This window comes from Pseudomonas sp. KCJK9058 (genome assembly GCF_046230975.1).
Lineage (GTDB): Bacteria > Pseudomonadota > Gammaproteobacteria > Pseudomonadales > Pseudomonadaceae > Aquipseudomonas > Aquipseudomonas alloputida.
Map to the genome: position 1 here is coordinate 185,695 of NZ_JBJJLR010000001.1, position 17,362 is coordinate 203,056.

At 61.9% G+C, this 17,362-nt stretch carries 18 protein-coding genes and 1 pseudogene; 10 read left to right on the plus strand and 9 right to left on the minus strand.

Going from position 1 to position 17,362, the window contains the following annotated elements; translation table 11 throughout:
- Positions 1 to 190: 190 nt before the first annotated feature.
- Both ACK59Z_RS00830 and ACK59Z_RS00835 read left to right on the plus strand, forming a co-directional pair.
- Entirely contained in the window at positions 191 to 550 is a 360-nt protein-coding gene (locus tag ACK59Z_RS00830) for a cupin domain-containing protein (protein WP_003253509.1), read from the plus strand.
- An 83-nt stretch (positions 551 to 633) separates the two neighbouring features.
- On the plus strand, positions 634 to 837 hold the full coding sequence (locus tag ACK59Z_RS00835) for a hypothetical protein (RefSeq protein WP_108191982.1): 204 nt from the start codon (positions 634 to 636) through the stop codon (positions 835 to 837).
- Positions 838 to 904: 67 nt separating this feature from the next.
- Here ACK59Z_RS00835 and rpmG read toward each other — a convergent pair whose 3' ends face one another.
- Together rpmG and rpmB are read right to left on the minus strand one after the other, a co-directional pair.
- Positions 905 to 1,060 carry a 50S ribosomal protein L33 gene (gene rpmG / locus ACK59Z_RS00840; RefSeq protein ID WP_003253507.1) on the minus strand — a complete coding sequence of 52 codons (156 nt, stop codon included), beginning with the start codon at positions 1,058 to 1,060 and terminating at the stop codon, positions 905 to 907.
- Positions 1,061 to 1,071: 11 nt separating this feature from the next.
- On the minus strand, positions 1,072 to 1,308 hold the full coding sequence (gene rpmB, locus ACK59Z_RS00845) for a 50S ribosomal protein L28 (RefSeq protein ID WP_003253504.1): 237 nt from the start codon (positions 1,306 to 1,308) through the stop codon (positions 1,072 to 1,074).
- Between the two features lie 361 nt (positions 1,309 to 1,669).
- On the opposite strand from rpmB, the gene ACK59Z_RS00850 reads away from it, so the two are divergent.
- Complete coding sequence (locus ACK59Z_RS00850) at positions 1,670 to 3,259, plus strand: ABC transporter substrate-binding protein (protein WP_409292110.1); 1,590 nt, start codon at positions 1,670 to 1,672, stop codon at positions 3,257 to 3,259.
- 134 nt (positions 3,260 to 3,393) lie between these two features.
- Here ACK59Z_RS00850 and radC read toward each other — a convergent pair whose 3' ends face one another.
- Positions 3,394 to 4,074 (minus strand): RadC family protein, encoded by a 681-nt coding sequence (gene radC, locus ACK59Z_RS00855; protein ID WP_020190327.1) that lies wholly within the window; start codon positions 4,072 to 4,074, stop codon positions 3,394 to 3,396.
- A gap of 126 nt (positions 4,075 to 4,200) precedes the next feature.
- On the opposite strand from radC, the gene coaBC reads away from it, so the two are divergent.
- The 4 genes and pseudogenes from coaBC (at position 4,201) to argB (ending at position 8,321) form a co-directional block, all read left to right on the plus strand.
- Complete coding sequence (gene coaBC, locus ACK59Z_RS00860) at positions 4,201 to 5,412, plus strand: bifunctional phosphopantothenoylcysteine decarboxylase/phosphopantothenate--cysteine ligase CoaBC (protein WP_409292112.1); 1,212 nt, start codon at positions 4,201 to 4,203, stop codon at positions 5,410 to 5,412.
- 5 nt (positions 5,413 to 5,417) lie between these two features.
- Positions 5,418 to 5,873, plus strand: coding sequence for a dUTP diphosphatase (gene dut, locus ACK59Z_RS00865; protein WP_003253408.1), 456 nt, complete (start codon positions 5,418 to 5,420; stop codon positions 5,871 to 5,873).
- Between the two features lie 144 nt (positions 5,874 to 6,017).
- Positions 6,018 to 7,385: pseudogene (locus tag ACK59Z_RS00870) on the plus strand (phosphomannomutase/phosphoglucomutase); the annotation flags it as partial.
- Between the two features lie 30 nt (positions 7,386 to 7,415).
- Positions 7,416 to 8,321 carry an acetylglutamate kinase gene (gene argB / locus ACK59Z_RS00875; RefSeq protein ID WP_004575216.1) on the plus strand — a complete coding sequence of 302 codons (906 nt, stop codon included), beginning with the start codon at positions 7,416 to 7,418 and terminating at the stop codon, positions 8,319 to 8,321.
- A 158-nt stretch (positions 8,322 to 8,479) separates the two neighbouring features.
- Here the strand turns inward: argB and pyrE are convergent, their stop codons facing one another.
- Entirely contained in the window at positions 8,480 to 9,121 is a 642-nt protein-coding gene (gene pyrE / locus ACK59Z_RS00880; RefSeq protein ID WP_003253405.1) for an orotate phosphoribosyltransferase, read from the minus strand.
- An 80-nt stretch (positions 9,122 to 9,201) separates the two neighbouring features.
- On the opposite strand from pyrE, the gene ACK59Z_RS00885 reads away from it, so the two are divergent.
- Positions 9,202 to 9,981: an exodeoxyribonuclease III gene (locus ACK59Z_RS00885; protein WP_003253401.1), complete on the plus strand. Its 780-nt coding sequence runs from the start codon at positions 9,202 to 9,204 to the stop codon at positions 9,979 to 9,981.
- Between the two features lie 33 nt (positions 9,982 to 10,014).
- Here ACK59Z_RS00885 and ACK59Z_RS00890 read toward each other — a convergent pair whose 3' ends face one another.
- Together ACK59Z_RS00890 and rph are read right to left on the minus strand one after the other, a co-directional pair.
- Entirely contained in the window at positions 10,015 to 10,383 is a 369-nt protein-coding gene (locus tag ACK59Z_RS00890; protein ID WP_003253399.1) for a DUF4870 domain-containing protein, read from the minus strand.
- A gap of 23 nt (positions 10,384 to 10,406) precedes the next feature.
- Positions 10,407 to 11,129 carry a ribonuclease PH gene (gene rph / locus ACK59Z_RS00895; RefSeq protein ID WP_003253397.1) on the minus strand — a complete coding sequence of 241 codons (723 nt, stop codon included), beginning with the start codon at positions 11,127 to 11,129 and terminating at the stop codon, positions 10,407 to 10,409.
- 227 nt (positions 11,130 to 11,356) lie between these two features.
- Here rph and ACK59Z_RS00900 point away from each other — a divergent pair, with 227 nt between their 5' ends.
- Both ACK59Z_RS00900 and gmk read left to right on the plus strand, forming a co-directional pair.
- Positions 11,357 to 12,220 carry a YicC/YloC family endoribonuclease gene (locus tag ACK59Z_RS00900; protein WP_108191980.1) on the plus strand — a complete coding sequence of 288 codons (864 nt, stop codon included), beginning with the start codon at positions 11,357 to 11,359 and terminating at the stop codon, positions 12,218 to 12,220.
- Between the two features lie 13 nt (positions 12,221 to 12,233).
- Positions 12,234 to 12,854, plus strand: a complete 621-nt coding sequence (gene gmk, locus ACK59Z_RS00905; RefSeq protein ID WP_108191979.1) for a guanylate kinase — start codon at positions 12,234 to 12,236, stop codon at positions 12,852 to 12,854.
- Positions 12,855 to 13,376: 522 nt separating this feature from the next.
- Here gmk and ACK59Z_RS00910 read toward each other — a convergent pair.
- From ACK59Z_RS00910 to ACK59Z_RS00920, 3 genes are all read right to left on the minus strand, one after another.
- Complete coding sequence (locus ACK59Z_RS00910; protein WP_108192080.1) at positions 13,377 to 14,918, minus strand: APC family permease; 1,542 nt, start codon at positions 14,916 to 14,918, stop codon at positions 13,377 to 13,379.
- A gap of 119 nt (positions 14,919 to 15,037) precedes the next feature.
- Positions 15,038 to 15,805: a gamma-glutamyl-gamma-aminobutyrate hydrolase family protein gene (locus ACK59Z_RS00915; protein WP_108192081.1), complete on the minus strand. Its 768-nt coding sequence runs from the start codon at positions 15,803 to 15,805 to the stop codon at positions 15,038 to 15,040.
- Positions 15,806 to 15,809: 4 nt separating this feature from the next.
- Complete coding sequence (locus tag ACK59Z_RS00920; protein WP_003253387.1) at positions 15,810 to 17,192, minus strand: glutamine synthetase family protein; 1,383 nt, start codon at positions 17,190 to 17,192, stop codon at positions 15,810 to 15,812.
- Positions 17,193 to 17,362 lie beyond the last annotated feature (170 nt).

A 17,362-nucleotide genomic window follows, 5' to 3' on the forward strand; every position in this document is an offset into this window, starting at 1 on the left:
CTCCTCCTCTTGTTTAGGTGCAACGCCGCACTGAGGACTCACAGGCGTTGTCAGAATTCTGGCCGGGCGCCAAGCGCACACTGGCAAGCGATACCCTAAACCAGCCGGTGTAAACTATCAATATATTTGACACGAGAGGCTCAAAAGCCTACTGATGTTCATTTTATTAAACAACAACAGGAGCCGAACCATGAGTATCGATAGCATCATCGACTTCGCGCAGGTCCTCACCGAAGCCGAACGCTACCGCCCGGCTGCAGAGAAAATTCTCAAGGGCGAACCGGACCAGGCGGTCTACAACCATTATTCCAGCCCGTGTGGGCAGTTTGCCGCTGGCGTATGGGAAGGTGAGGTGGGCCAGTGGACAGTGAACTACACGGAGCACGAATACTGCGAGATCGTCCAGGGCGTTTCGGTGCTGCGCGACCAGGACGGTGGGGCTAAAACCCTGCGTGCCGGCGATCGGTTTGTCATCCCCGCCGGCTTCAAAGGCACTTGGGAGGTGCTGGAGCCGTGCCGCAAGATCTATGTGATGTTCGAGCAGAAATAATTATGTAGCGCAGGGATTTTGCAGGCATGCGTGAGGATGACCCTGCCCGTTTCGGGCCATTCAGCCTCACAAGGAAAATCAGCATGACCAACGAAGAAGTTCTGCAAACCCTCGCTCACCTGGTCGGCACCCGCTACGTGCCGGAACTGAAAGGCACCATCTGCGCCCTCACCGGGCGCACTCGCGTGGTTGGCCCCAACGAGATGTCCACCCACGACTACGACGCCGAGCGCATCCAGATCAAGGCCGACGCCGACCTGATGATCCAGAGCTTCGCCTTCAACTGACCCTGCTGCAGCCCAAAAAAAACCCGCGTCCTTTCGGATGCGGGTTTTTTTTCAGGTCGCCGATCAATTACTTGATCTTGGCTTCCTTGTACACCACGTGCTTGCGAACAACCGGATCATATTTCTTGATCTCGATTTTGTCCGGGGTGGTGCGCTTGTTCTTGTCGGTGGTGTAGAAGTGGCCGGTACCGGCACTCGAAACCAGACGGATCAATTCACGCATGATGCTCTCCCTTAAACCTTGGCGCCAGCTTTACGGATGTCAACCAGAACGGCGTCGATGCCGCGCTTGTCGATGATACGCATGCCTTTGGCGGAAACGCGCAGACGCACGAAACGCTTCTCGGATTCAACCCAGAAACGGTGGTGCTGCAGGTTCGGCAGGAAACGACGACGGGTTTTGTTGTTTGCGTGGGAAATGTTGTTCCCGGTTACTGGACCCTTACCAGTAACTTGACAGACTCTCGACATGACTCAGCCCTCTAAAACCACATGCCCAACCCGGCATGGGTTGGCCGCTTAATCTCTCAGTCTTTGGCGCCTGGGCGCCGTGATTCTGGAGGCCTTATCGACCGGATCCGCTGATGCGACAGGCCGAGCCCCTAGAAAAGAGCGCTGCTTTATACCAGAAAGACTTGGCTGCAACAACAGTAGATGCACATTACCGCTAGCCAGAACGCGCCGGGCCAGCATAGCGGCAGGCCCCGCCAGTCGTCGACCGCTCGTCGCAAGATTTGCAAAAAAGGGTGTGGTCATTTGCCGGCGGGCGCACTAGGGTAGGCCTTTTACAGACTGCACTGGCAGATGGGCCACTGACAGCCAAGGAGCCACCATGCGTGCCGCCGCACTTTCCTTATTGTTCACCTCCCTGTTCGCCGCCGGCGTTGCCCAGGCCGCTCCGCTGAGCGTTTGCAGCGAGGCCAGCCCCGAAGGTTTCGACGTGGTGCAGTACAATTCGCTCACTACCACCAACGCCACCGCCGACGTGCTGATGAACCGCCTGGTGGAGTTCGATGCGGCGCAAGGCAAGGTGGTGCCGAGCCTGGCGACCAGCTGGACGGTATCGGCCGACGGCCTGGTGTATGACTTCACCCTGCGCGATGACGTCAAGTTTCACAGCACCCCCTACTTCAAGCCAAGCCGCAAGCTGAATGCCGACGACGTGCTGTTCAGCTTCCAGCGCATGCTCTACCCGGCCCATGCCTGGCACAAGACTGCGCCGGGCGGCTACCCGCATGCCCAATCGCTGCAGCTGGGCAGCCTGATCAAGGCGATCGAGGCACCGTCGCCGAACACCGTGCGCTTCACCCTCAGCCACCCGGACGCCACCTTCCTGGCCACCCTGAGCATGGGCTTCGCCTCGATCTACTCCGCCGAATACGCCGACAAGCTGCTCAAGGCCGGCACACCGGAAAATCTCAACAACCAACCGATCGGCACCGGGCCGTTCGTGTTCCAGCGTTTCCAGAAAGACGCCGTGGTGCGCTACCGCGCCAACCCGGACTACTTCGCCGGCAAGCCGGCGGTCGACCCGCTGATCTTCGCCATCACCACCGATGCCAACGTGCGCCTGCAGAAGCTCAAGCGTGGCGAGTGCCAGGTTGCCCTGTCGCCCAAGCCGTTGGACATTGCCGAAGCGGGCAAGGACAGTAACCTCAAGGTGGCCACCACCCCGGCATTCATGACTGCCTTCGTCGCCATCAACAGCCAGCACCCGCCGCTGGACAAGCCGGAAGTGCGCCAGGCGATCAACCTGGCCTTCGACAGGCAGGCCTACCTCAAGGCCGTGTTCGAAGACTCTGCGGTGGCTGCCAACGGCCCCTACCCGCCTAACACCTGGAGCTACGCCAAGGACCTGCCCGGCTACCCACTGGACCTGAAGAAAGCCAAAGCCCTGCTGGCCAAGGCCGGGCTGGCCGAAGGCTTCAGTACCACCATCTGGACCCGGCCCTCGGGTAGCCTGCTTAACCCCAACCCCAGCCTTGGCGCGCAGATGCTGCAAGCCGACCTGGCGAAGATTGGCGTGAAAGCGGAGATCCGCGTGATCGAGTGGGGCGAACTGATACGCCGCGCCAAGGCCGGCGAGCATGACTTGCTGTTCATGGGCTGGGCGGGCGACAACGGCGACCCGGACAACTTCCTCAGCCCGCAGTTTTCCTGTGCGTCGGTCGAGTCAGGGACCAACTTCGCACGCTTCTGCGACAGCCGCCTCGACCAGCTGATCAGCGCCGGGCGCACCACCAACGACCAGAGCGTGCGCAGCCGGCTGTACCAACAGGCGCAGACACTGATTCAGCAGCAGGCGCTGTGGGTGCCACTGGCGCACCCGACGGCGGCGACCTTGCTGCGCCAAGGCGTCGAGGGGTACCAGGTGAGCCCGTTCGGGCGGCTGGATTTCAGCAAGGTGACGGTGACCAAGTAAGCCTGTACCGGCCTCTTCGCGGGTAAACCCGCTCCTACAGGACAGCGCCAGCCTGGCAGTTGACGCTACCCCTGTAGGAGCGGGTTTACCCGCGAAAGGGCCCGTACTGACCCTATAAGGCTCTCAGTAGTCCCTCAGGCCACAATCCACCCATGCTCGACCATCGACAACGGCTCCCCATCACCAATGATGATGTGATCCAGCACCCGCACATCGATCAACGCCAGCCCCCGCTTCAACGACAGGGTCAAATGCACATCGTCCTGACTCGGCTCACTGATCCCTGAAGGATGGTTGTGGCACAGGATCAATGCCGCAGCGTTGTGCACCAACGCCCGCCGCACCACCTCTCGCGGATAGACACTCGCCCGATCTATCGTGCCCCTGAACAGGATCTCAAATGCCAGTGGCCGGTGCTTGGTATCGAGAAACAGACACCCGAACACCTCGCTGGCCTCATGCCTGAGCATGGCTTTCAGGTAGCGTCGCACCGCTGCCGGGCTGTCCATGGCAGACTCGCGCTCAATCGACGTTGCAAGGTGCCTGCGGCCGATCTCAAGCAGAGCCTGCAGCTGGCTGTACCTCACCGGGCCCAACCCAAGCTCGCCGACGAAGGCCTCGCGGTCGGCCTCCAGCAACCGGCGCAAGCTGCCGAACTTCACCAACAAGCCTCGCGAAAGCTCCACGACATTACGCCCACGTACGCCTGAGCCGAGAAAAACGGCCAGCAGCTCCGTATCTGTCAGGCTCCCTGCCCCTCGCTGCAACAACTTCTCCCTAGGCCGTTCTTCCGCCGGCCACTCCCTGATGTTCATTCCACCCCTGCCTTTGCTGCGGCCCATTTCGGCCCTGTGTTAATCTATTTCGCCTCGTACATGCGACGTTCCGCCGCAGGCATTTTCAAACGTCGCCGCCCGCTCTCACTGGAAAAAGGCAAGCCTATGCAGCGGCTGTATCGCAAGCGCATCGTTCTCGGCGTGGGTGGCGGCATTGCCGCCTACAAAAGCGCCGAGCTGATTCGCCGTCTCCTCGAGCACGGCGCGCAGGTGCGCGTCGTCATGACACGGGGTGGTGCCGAATTCATCACCCCGCTGACCCTGCAGGCGCTGTCGGGCCACCCCGTGCACATGGACCTGCTCGACCCGGCCGCCGAAGCAGCCATGGGCCATATCGAACTGGCCAAGTGGGCGGACCTGGTGTTGATCGCCCCTGCCACCGCCGACCTCATGGCACGCATGGCCCAAGGCATGGCAGACGACCTGCTGACCACGCTGGTGCTGGCCACTGACGCCACCGTCGCCGTGGCGCCGGCGATGAACCAGGCCATGTGGCGTGACCCGGCCACCCAAGCCAACCTCGAGCTGCTCAAGAGCCGTGGCATTCAGGTGTTCGGCCCGGCATCCGGCAGCCAGGCCTGCGGCGACGTCGGCCTGGGGCGCATGCTCGAAGCTACCGACCTGGCCTGGTGCGCCGCGGAAAGCTTCAAGCGCCAGGCACTGACCGGCAAGCACGTGCTGATCACCGCCGGGCCTACCCAGGAAAACATCGACCCGGTGCGCTACATCACCAATCATAGCTCCGGCAAGATGGGCTTCGCCCTGGCCGAAGCGGCCGCCGAAGCAGGGGCTCGGGTGACCCTCGTCACGGGCCCTGTGCACTTGCCAACCCCTGACCGGGTCAGCCGCATCGACGTCGTCAGCGCGCGAGACATGCTCGCGGCCTGTGAAGTGGCCATGCCGTGCGACCTGTTCATTGCCTCGGCAGCGGTTGCGGACTACCGCCCCGAAGTGGTTGCCACACAAAAACTGAAGAAAGATCCTACGACCGGCGACGGCATGCTGCTGCAGATGGTGCGTAATCCCGATATCCTTGCCACCATTGCTGGCCGCGCCGACCGCCCGTTCAGCGTCGGCTTTGCCGCCGAAACCGAGCACCTGCTCGATTACGCCACGCGCAAGCTCAAGGACAAGAACCTCGACCTGATTGTCGCCAATGATGTGGCCAACCCCAGCATCGGCTTCAACAGCGAAGAAAATGCCTTGACCGTGATCGACCGCCAGCAGCACCAGACCCTCTTCGCGCAGACCAGCAAGGGCAAGATTGCCCGGCAACTGGTCGCCTTCATCGCCGAACGGCTTAACCAGGTTCAATAAGTTACATGCACGCTCTTCAAGCCAAGATCCTCGACCCACGCCTGGGCAGCGAATTCCCGCTACCCGCGTACGCCACCCCCGGCTCCGCCGGCCTCGACCTGCGCGCCCTGCTCAAGGAAGACACCCTCCTCGAACCGGGCCAGACCATCCTGATTCCTACCGGCCTGTCGATCTACATCGGCGACCCGGGCCTGGCGGCAGTCATCCTGCCGCGCTCGGGCCTGGGCCATAAGCATGGCATCGTGCTGGGCAACCTGGTCGGCCTGATCGATTCGGACTACCAGGGCGAGCTGATGGTGTCGTGCTGGAACCGCGGCAACACGCCGTTCACCATCGCGGTGGGCGAGCGCATCGCCCAGCTGGTGCTGGTACCGGTGGTGCAGGCTCACTTCGACATCGTCGAAGCATTCGACGAAAGCCAGCGTGGCGCTGGCGGCTTCGGTCACTCCGGCAGCCACTGAGCCGGCAAATGACCGTTCAGGCCAAGGATGGCGAACTCTCTGGCGAAACCACCGTCCAAGCGTTCAGTTTGCGCCTGCCCAGAAAGCCTTTGACTAATGGAGCTTCCAGAGATGAACGACATGGCCCACCTGGTCCCCGCCGCATTGCCCGACAGCATTTTCCGCGCATATGACATACGCGGCGTGGTCGGCAAGACCCTTCACGCCGAAACCGCCTACTGGATCGGCCGCGCCATCGGCGCGCAAAGCCTGGCCCAGGGCGAACCGCAGGTTTCGGTAGGGCGCGATGGCCGCCTGTCGGGCCCGATGCTGGTGGAACAGCTGATCAAAGGCCTGGTCGATGCGGGCTGCCACGTCAGCGACGTCGGCCTGGTGCCTACCCCGGCGCTGTACTACGCAGCCAACGTGCTGGCCGGCAAGTCCGGTGTGATGCTGACTGGCAGCCACAACCCTTCGGACTACAACGGTTTCAAGATCGTCATCGCCGGTGACACCTTGGCCAACGAACAGATCCAGGCCCTGCTGACCCGCCTGAAAACCAACGACCTGACCCTGGCCCAAGGCCGCGTGGAAAAGGTCGAGATCCTCGACCGCTACTTCCAGCAGATCGTCGGCGACGTAAAGCTGGCGAAAAAGCTCAAGGTGGTGGTGGACTGCGGCAACGGCGCCGCTGGCGTGGTTGCACCGCAATTGATCGAAGCCCTGGGCTGCGAAGTGACCCCGCTGTTCTGCGAGGTCGACGGCAACTTCCCCAACCACCACCCGGACCCGGGCAAGCCGGAGAACCTCGAAGACCTGATCGCCAAGGTCAAGGAAACCGGTGCCGATATCGGCCTGGCCTTCGACGGTGACGGCGACCGCGTCGGCGTGGTGACCAACACCGGCAGCATCGTCTACCCCGACCGCCTGCTGATGCTGTTTGCCCAGGACGTGCTGTCGCGCAACCCAGGTGCCGAGATCATCTTCGACGTCAAATGCACCCGCCGCCTGACCCCGCTGATCGAACAGCACGGTGGCAGCGCCTTGATGTGGAAAACCGGCCATTCGCTGATCAAGAAGAAGATGAAGCAGACCGGTTCGCTGCTGGCAGGCGAGATGAGCGGTCACATCTTCATCAAGGAACGTTGGTACGGTTTTGACGACGGTATCTACAGCGCCGCGCGCCTGTTGGAGATCCTCAGCAAGACCCAGCAGAGCGCCGAAGACCTGTTTGCCGCCTTCCCGAATGATATTTCCACGCCGGAAATCAATATTGATGTGACCGACGAGGGTAAATTCAGCATCATTGATGCACTGCAACGCGACGCCGACTGGGGCGAAGCCCACCTGACCACCATTGACGGTGTGCGGGTCGACTACGCCAATGGCTGGGGCCTGGTTCGCGCCTCCAACACCACCCCGGTGCTGGTGCTGCGTTTCGAGGCCGACAGCGACGCCGAATTGCAACGTATCAAGGATGTTTTCCGCACCCAGTTGCTGCGGGTAGAGCCTGAGCTGCAACTGCCGTTCTGACCGACTATCTGTTCCTTACAGGAGCCCTGCATGACCCTCGATCGCGATGCCGCTTCCCATGTAGCCGAGGTTTTGTCCGAAGCACTGCCTTACATCCGCCGCTTTGTCGGCAAGACCCTGGTGATCAAGTACGGCGGCAACGCGATGGAGAGCGAGGAGCTCAAGACGGGCTTCGCCCGTGACATCGTGCTGATGAAGGCTGTGGGCATCAACCCGGTGGTGGTCCACGGCGGTGGCCCGCAGATCGGCGACCTGCTCAAGCGCTTGTCGATCGAGAGCCACTTCATCGACGGCATGCGCGTCACCGACTCGGCGACCATGGACGTGGTGGAGATGGTGCTGGGTGGCCAGGTCAACAAAGACATCGTCAACCTGATCAACCGCCACGGCGGCAGCGCCATCGGCCTGACCGGCAAGGACGCGGAGCTGATCCGCGCCCGCAAGCTGACCGTCAGCCGCCAGACGCCAGAGATGACCACTCCGGAAATCATCGACATCGGCCACGTCGGTGAAGTGGTGAGCGTGAACACCGACCTGCTGAACATGCTGGTGAAGGGCGACTTCATCCCGGTCATTGCGCCAATCGGCGTGGGTGCCAACGGTGAGTCGTACAACATCAACGCCGACCTGGTGGCGGGCAAGGTTGCCGAGGCGCTGAAGGCCGAGAAGCTGATGCTGCTGACCAACATCGCCGGCCTGATGGACAAGCAGGGCCAGGTGTTGACAGGCCTGACCACCGAGCAGGTCAACGAACTGATCGCTGACGGCACCATTTATGGCGGCATGCTGCCGAAGATCAAGTGCGCGCTGGATGCGGTACAGGGCGGCGTGAACAGCTCGCACATCATTGATGGCCGCGTGCCGAATGCAGTGCTGCTGGAGATTTTCACCGACAGCGGCGTGGGCACCCTCATTACCAACCGCAAGCCGCGCTGATTGATCGGTTAGCCTGCACTGGCCTCTTCGCGGGTAAACCCGCTCCTACAAAGGAAATCCCGTGTAGGAGCGGGTTTACCCGCGAAAGGGCCAGATCAGGCGGCACAAAAAAAGGCGACCCTCTGAAGAAGGTCGCCTTTTTCATTCCTAGGCCAGGATCAGATCCCGTACTGCGCCCGATAGGCCTCGACAGCCGGCAGGTGCTGCTTCAACTGTGGATCGTCAGCCAGGAACTCCAGCACCTGGGTCAGCGAAACAATGCTGACCACCGGGATACCGAAGTCGCGTTCCACTTCCTGGATCGCCGACAGTTCGCCATTGCCGCGCTCTTCCCGGTTCAGCGCGATCAGTACACCAGCGGCCTTGGCCTGCTGGGCGTTGATGATCTGCATGACCTCACGAATGGCGGTACCGGCAGTAATCACGTCGTCGATGATCAGCACGTCACCGGCCAGCGGCGCGCCGACCAGGCTGCCACCTTCGCCGTGGTCCTTGGCTTCCTTGCGGTTGAAGCACCATGGCACGTCGAGCTGATGCTGGTCGGCAAGGGCCACGGCGGTAGTCGCCGCCAAAGGGATACCCTTGTAGGCCGGGCCGAACAGCACATCGAAGGGGATTTTGCTGTCGACGATGGCGGCGGCGTAGCAACGGCCCAGTTCCGCCAGGGCGGAACCGGTGTTGAACAGGCCGGCATTGAAGAAATACGGGCTGGTACGCCCCGATTTCAGGGTGAATTCACCGAAACGCAGTACCCCGCGATCGATGGCAAAACGGATAAAGTCGCGCTGATACGGCTGCATGAATAGTCCCGGACACCACGGATTTAGCTAAATGGGTTGAGCTCGGGTATCATACACGCACGAGATTTATGGGGCCATTTATGCGGATCATCAGTGTGAACGTAAATGGCATTCAGGCTGCGGCCGAGCGTGGTTTGCTCAGCTGGCTGCAAGCCCAGAATGCCGACGTCATCTGCCTTCAGGATACCCGCGCCTCGGCCTTTGAACTCGACGACCCAGCTTTCCAGCTCGATGGCTATTTCCTTTATGCCTGCGACGCGGAGGTGCCTGCCCAAGGTGGTGTGGCCCTTTACTCGCGCATGCAGCCCAAGGCAGTCATCACCGGCCTGGGCTTCGAGACAGCCGACCGCTACGGGCGTTACCTGCAAGCAGATTTCGACAAAGTCAGTATTGCCAGCCTGCTGCTGCCTTCGGGCATGAACGGCGACGAAGACTTGAACCAGAAGTTCAAGTTGATGGACGACTTCGCCAAGTACCTGGACAAGCAGCGTCGCAAGCGTCGCGAATACATCTATTGCGGCTCGTTCTACGTGGCGCAGCAGAAGCTCGACATCAAAAACTGGCGTGACAGCCAGCAGTCGCCAGGCTTCCTGGCGCCAGAACGCGCCTGGATGGATGCAATCACTGGCGAGATGGGGTATGTCGATGCCTTGCGCGAAGTCAGCCGTGAAGGCGACCAGTACAGCTGGTGGCCAGACAACGAGCAGGCCGAGATGCTCAACCTGGGCTACCGGTTCGACTACCAGATTCTCACCCCGGGCCTGCGCCGCTTCGTACGCAACGCTCGCCTGCCGCGTCAGCCACGCTTCTCCCAGCATGCGCCGCTGATCGTCGACTATGACTGGACGCTGACCATCTAAAAGGCCATTGGGGCTGCGTTGCAGCCCCAATGGCTATTTGATCGGCCGCCAGATCATCGGGTAGCGATAGGGCTTGCCCTCATTCGCCCGCACCGCCGCAATGATGATCAATATCATCACTGCCACCGTGAGCATGGCAAACAGCACCAGCCCGATAAACACGAACATCAGCAGAAAGCAGATGAACCCGGCAATGGTCACGCTGATTTGAAAGTTCAGCGCCTCTTTGCCCTGGGCGTCGATAAAAGGGTCTTGCTCGCGCTTGAGGTGCCATAGCACCAGCGGACCCAGCAGGTGCCCGAGCGGCACTACCAGGCCCAACAGCGCGGAGAGGTGGCAGAACATCGCCCATTGCCGGATTTCGGCATTGGGCGGGGTGATCGACAGGTTCGAATCGCTCATGCCCCGCACCTCCGTGGCTGGCTTCAGTCAGCCAGTGCTGCCTGCTGCAGCTCGAAAATCTCGTTCATGCCCTTCTGCGCCAGAGCGAGCATGGCGTTGAAATCTTCCGGCTGGAACGGTGCGCCTTCGGCAGTACCCTGCACTTCGATGAAACCACCAGCGCTGGTCATGACCACATTCAGGTCGGTTTCGGCTGCGGAGTCTTCCAGGTAGTCCAGGTCGAGCACCGCTTCGCCTTGGTACATGCCGACAGATACCGCTGCGATCATGTGCTTGAGCGGGTTGCCGCCCTTGAGGCCGCCGCGCTTCTTGATCACTGCCAAAGCGTCGCACAAGGCAACCATGGCGCCGGTGATGGACGCGGTACGGGTACCGCCATCGGCCTGGATCACGTCGCAATCGACGTACAGGGTGATGTCACCGAGCTTGCTCATGTCCAGCGCGGCGCGCAGCGAACGGCCGATCAGGCGCTGGATTTCCAGAGTGCGGCCACCCTGCTTGCCACGGCTGGCTTCGCGCTGGTTACGTTCGCCGGTGGAGCGCGGCAGCATGCCATACTCGGCGGTCAGCCAGCCTTGGCCCTGGCCTTTGAGGAAGCGCGGTACACCGTTTTCAACGCTGACCGTGCAGATGACTTTGGTGTCACCGAACTCGACCAGTACCGACCCTTCGGCGTGCTTGGTGTAGTTGCGGGTGATGCGGATCGAGCGGAGCTGATCGGCAACGCGACCACTTGGACGTTTCATCTGGGATACCTGTACTGGGACTTTGAATCTGCCGAGCATTATAGAGCCCGCAGCCCGGGGAAGACATGCCTATTGTCGCGCCCGGCACAGCCCGTCGCCTTTTCCTACCGCAGTAGCCACCCGTCGGTAACATAGGCGGATTGGGCGCCACGGCGACACTGCGCTACAATCCTGCGCCTTGCAGCCGAGAGGCTCCCACCGTTCATTCATTACGCGAGGTACTCCCCATGGTGCACAGCATGACCGCTTTTGCTCGTGTCGAGCGCGCCGGCAGCCAAGGCACCCTGGTCTGGGAGCTGCGTTCGGTCAACCACCGTTACCTGGAGCCGCACCTGCGCCTGCCCGAGGCCCTGCGCGACCTCGAAGGCGGTGTACGTGAAGGCCTGCGCCAGGGCCTGTCACGAGGCAAGGTGGAATGCACCTTGCGCCTCAACGAGGACAGCAATGGCAAACCGCTGAAAGTGGACCATGAGCGCGCCAAGCAACTGGTTGCCGCCGCCGAAGAAGTGGCGGACCTGATCAAGCAGCCTGCCCCCCTGAACCCGCTGGAAGTGCTGTCATGGCCAGGCGTGCTGGTGGCCGACACCAGCGACCCACAGGCACTGAACGCCGAAGCCATGGCGCTGTTCGACGAAGCGTTGGCCGAACTCAAGGCCGGGCGCCAGCGCGAAGGCCAGGAACTGGCGCGGCTGATCAACGAACGCCTGGACAACATGGCCAGCGAAGTCACGACCCTGCGCGCCCTGGTGCCGCAGATGCTGGCGGCGCAGCGGCAGAAGATTCTCGACCGCTTCGGCGACATGCAAGCCGAGCTGGACCCACAGCGCCTGGAGCAAGAGATGGTACTGCTGGCCCAGAAAAGCGACGTGGCAGAGGAGCTCGACCGCCTCAGCACCCACGTCACCGAAGTGCGCCGCGTGCTCAAGGGTGGCGGCGCCGCTGGCCGGCGCCTGGACTTCCTGATGCAGGAGCTCAACCGCGAGGCCAACACCCTTGGCTCCAAGGCCTTCGACCCACGCAGCACGCAAGCGGCGGTCAACCTGAAGGTACTGATCGAACAGATGCGTGAACAAGTACAGAACATCGAGTAAGGCCACCCCGACCATGAACCACAGCAGCGGCACCCTCTACATCGTTTCGGCCCCCTCGGGTGCCGGCAAGACCAGTCTGGTCACCGCCCTGACCAAAGACGACCAGCAGATTCGCGTCTCGGTCTCGCACACTACCCGCGCCATGCGCCCGGGCGAGCAGCACGGGGTGAACTATCACTTCGTCGTCCACGAGGAGTTCAAGACGCTGATCGCGCAAGGAGACTTTCTGGAGCATGCCGAAGTGTTCGGCAACTTCTACGGTACTTCGCGCAGCGCGCTGCAGCACACCCTGGACCAAGGCTACGACCTGATCCTGGAAATCGACTGGCAAGGTGCCCAGCAGGTGCGCAAGCTGATGCCACAGGCGCTGTCGGTGTTCATCCTGCCTCCAAGCCAGGAGGCGCTTCGCCACCGCCTGGACGGTCGCGGGCAGGACAGCGAAGAGATCATTGCCGGGCGCATGAAGGAAGCGGTCAGCGAGATGGTGCACTACGACGAGTATGACTACGTGATCATCAATGATGATTTCAACGCGGCGCTGGCAGACTTGAAAGCGGTGTTCCGCTCGAATCGGCTGCTGTTGAAGAAGCAGCAGCAGCGTCATGCGGCGCTGCTGAAGCAAATGATCGGCTAAAGATCGATGGGGCTGCATTGCAGCCCTTCGCGGGCACGCCCGCTCCCACGGGTTAATCACTGCCTTGAGGCTTGTGCCACACCTTTGGGAGCAACTGTCTTGCTCAATTTCTAAAAGCTGGCGCGAGTGGGAGCGGCCTTGTGTCGCGAAAGGTCCGCGAAGCGGCCCCCGCATCATTTGCATCGACGCTGAAATCCCGGGGCTGCTGTGCAGCCTTTTCGCAACACAAGGCCGCTCCCACAAGGACTGCGCCAGGCTTTAGATGTGGACGGCGACTTTTAGGGCTTTCAGCGCCGGTTCGACCTTGATGCCCAGCACTGCCACCAGTCCATTACCCGTGCCAGGTCCTGCTGCCCCACCATGACCATCTGCAGTTCATACCTGTAGGACACAACGGCGATCCTAGGGTTGATGGGTGGGTTTGCGGTGATGATGTTTCTCGATACCGCGCTGGGCTGAGGCTGAGCACCGGCCTGTGGGAGCGGGCGTGCCCGCGAAGGGCCGCAGAGCGGCCCCATTGGTTTATTCCTGCAGTGGCAAGGTAGCCTGCTGACGCAGGGTAGCCCCGAGGAAGTACGCCGGCGCACGCATGCGCGACAGCATCATCAGGCCGATACCAAGCACCGAGATGATCGCGGCAATCACGAACACCAGCCCCAGACCGCCCACATGCGAGCCGCTGCCGAAGTCCGGCGACGCACTGTCGATGGCGGTACGCACGAAGATCACCGACAAGATAACCCCACCCACCAGCGGGCACAGGCCGCGCATGATGAAATGGCGCAGGCTGTCGAACAGGCTGCCGCGGAAATACCAGACGCAGGCAAACGCGGTCAGCGAATAGTAGAAGCAGATCATCATGCCCAATGCCGTGATGGTATCTGCCAGCACGTTCTCGCTCAGCGTACGCATGGTCACGTAGAACAGGCCTGCGGCCAGGCCGGCGCAGATGGTGGCATAGCGCGGCGTTTGCGAGCGCGGGCAGACGCTGGCGAACTTCTGCGGTACAGCGCCGTAATAACCCATGGCCAACAGGGTGCGCGCCGGCGCCACGAAGGTGGACTGCAGCGACGCCGCCGTACTGGCCAGCACAGCGATGGACATCAGGATCGCCAGCGGCCCCATGACCGGGCCGGCCAGGTGGGCAAAGACGTTCTCCTGGATGCGCGGGTTGTTCAGGCCCAGACCCGTTTCACTGATACCGGCAAACTGCAGGGTGGCGATGGCGGTGAACAGGTACAGGCCGAGAATCAACATCACGGTCCAGGTAGCGGCCTTGCCCGGCACCTCTTCGCTGCCCACCGATTCTTCACTGACGGTCAGGCAAGTGTCCCAGCCCCAGAAGATGAAGATCGACAGTGACAGGCCAGCGGCAAAGGCCGAGAACGACTCGACACCGAACGGGTTGAACCAGGCGAAATCGAACGCCAGCGGTGGCGGCGCGGTGGTGCCGCCGAAAGCGGCGAAAGCAAAGCCGATCAACACCAGCAACTGCAGGGCCACCAAGCCGTACTGCACAGTCATTGTGGTGGCGATACCCCGACAGCAGATCCACACTGCCAAACCAATGAACACGCAACAGGTAACGATGTTGATCAACAGGTTGTCGGCCAACGCTGCCAGCTCATGCTTGCCGGTGATCTGGCCAAGGAACAGGTAGAAGAAGTCCACCGCCACACCTGCCAGGTTTGACAGCACGATCGTGGTGGCAACCACCAGTCCCCAGCCGCCGATCCAGCCGATCATCGGGCCGAATGCACGCGCCGACCAGGTAAACGAAGTACCGCTGTCCGGCTCCGCCGAGTTCAGCTCGCGATAGCCCAGGGCAACCAGCAGCATCGGCAGGAAGCCCACGATGAACACGGCCGGCAGGTGGGCGCCCACCTCACGTACGGTCGGGCCAAGGGCCCCGGTCAGGGTATAGACAGGGGCGATGGTGGAAATGCCCAGCACCACGCTGGCCAGCAGGCCCAAGCGGCCCTTGGCCAGGCCTTTGCTGCGCTGAGTGCTGCCCGCGTCGGCCGCCACATCGGGTGGGCGGCCGGCTTCTGTGTAATTGCTCATGAGTATTTGCCGTAAATTTTGGAATTGTTTTAACAAGCCTTGGGTACAAGGCTCGCTTTCACTCATTGAAAGCTTGCTATCGGGGACGAGTCATCCGAGACCTTCGGCTGACGCCAGAATCATCCCTGCCGTGAGCCCTCCCGTGCTGCGTAGGCATTGCAGGCCTCGCGAAACGCCTGAAACAGACGCAGCGAGACCGGGTTTTCTTTGAAGCGCCACTCCGGGTGCCACTGCACCCCAAGCACAAAGCCCGGCGCCGCAGGCATGGACACCGCCTCGATCAGGCCATCCGGGGCCCGTGCCTCGACGCGCAGGCCCGGCGCCAGACGATCGATGCCCTGGCTGTGCAGCGAATTGACCTCGAACTGCGCCACCAGCCCCATGCGCTCGAACAACCCGCCAGGCTCGATGCTGACCGAGTGGCGAGGGCCGTATTGCACCTCCAGGGGGGCGTCCTCAGGTTCGCGGTGGTCAAGGTAGCCAGGCAGTTCCTGCACACGCTGGTGCAGGCTGCCGCCAAGGGCCACGTTCAGCTCCTGATAGCCTCGGCAGATGCAGAATACGGGCACACCGACGGCAATGGCTGCCTGCAGCAGCGGCAGGGTCAGGCGATCACGCGCCAGATCATGCCGGGTACCCGCCACACTGGGGGCGCCATTGTAATGATGCGGCTCGATATTTGAAGGCGAGCCGGTAAAAACAATGCCGTGCAGGCGGGCCAGCAGCGCTTGCGTGTCGCTGCCGCCATCACGAGCCGGCAAGATCAGTGGCAAGCCGGCAAAGCCAGCCGCCTCGACATACTTGTCGCCGACCGTGTGCGAGGAGTTCTTCCCTACCTGCTGACGGCAGGCGCTGACACCGATCAAAGGGACCGCATTTGCGCTCATGGGCTTACACCGTGTGCAGGTACCAGTTGTACTCGAGGTCGGAAATCGACACTTCGAACTCGGCCAGTTCGCTTTCCTTGCAGGCCACGAAGATATCGATGTAGTCCGGGCTGATGTATTGGTTGAGGACTTCGCTGTCATCCAGCGCGCGCAGGGCATCGCGCAGGTTGTTCGGCAGGCTTTGCTCCAGCTGCTCGTAGGAGTTGCCTTCGATCGGCGCCTCGGGCTCGACCTTGTTGGTCAGGCCATGGTGAACGCCGGCAAGGATCGCCGCGAGCATCAGGTACGGGTTGGCATCGGCGCCGGCTACTCGGTGCTCAAGGCGCACGTTGTCGCTGCTGTCGGTGGGCACGCGTACGGCCACGGTGCGGTTGTCCAGGCCCCAGCTCGGCGCATTGGGCACGTAGAACTGCGCACCGAAGCGGCGGTAGGAGTTGATGTTGGGGCAAAGGAAAGCCATCGACGCCGGCATGGTTTCCAGCACGCCACCAATGGCGTGGCGCAGCGTATCGCTTTGCAGCGGATCGTCACTGGCGAAGATGTTCTTGCCGGTTTTCTTGTCCAGCAATGAAATGTGCACATGCAGGCCGTTGCCTGCCTGGCCCGGGTAGGGCTTGGCCATGAAGGTGGTGTCCATTTCATGGTCGTAGGCGACGTTCTTGATCAGGCGCTTGAGCAGGATCGCATAGTCGCAGGCCTTCAGCGGATCCGCCACGTGGTGCAAGTTGACCTCGAACTGCGCTGGGGCGCTTTCCTTGACGATGGCGTCGGCAGGCAGGCCCTGCTCCTTGGCTGCTTCGAGCATGTCCTGCAAGCAGTCGGCGTACTCGTCGAGGTCGTCGATCAGGTACACCTGGGTCGACTGCGGGCGCTTGCCGGAGATCGGCGAGCGCGGCGGCTGCGGGCGGCCGTTGAGGTTGTCCTGGTCGATCAGGTAGAACTCCAGCTCGAACGCGGCGCAAATATCCAGGCCCAGGTCGTCGAACTTGCTCACCACCTGGCGCAGCACTTCACGCGGGTCGGCGAAGAACGGCTGGCCATCCAGCTCGTGCATGGTCATCAGCAGCTGGGCGGTGGGGCGCTTCTGCCACGGCTCGTCCGACAAGGTGCCGGGGATCGGGAAACAGATACGGTCGGCGTCGCCGATGTCCAGGCCAAGGCCGGTGCTTTCGACAGTGGAACCGTTGATATCAAGGGCGAACAGCGATGCGGGCAGGTTGATGCCCTTCTCGTACACCTTGTGCAGGCTGGCCCGCTCGATGCGCTTGCCACGTACCACGCCATTCATGTCGGAGATCAGCAGGTCTACGTACTGCGTGTCCGGATGGGCCTGGAGGAAGTCATTCATCTCGCTGGAAGAACTGGCGCACGGGGTTACCGACGTCATGGTGTACATCCTTTGATGTGCTGCGGCGATGTGGGGATACGGCTGGCGCCTCACGGGCGACGATGGTTGCAGCTGTTGTTCTTTTCACTTTCCCATCGTGGGGACTGGTTACCCGACCGGGCGCATTGATTCCGGGGGGCCGTTTCACTATAAAATGGCCCAGACGCAAC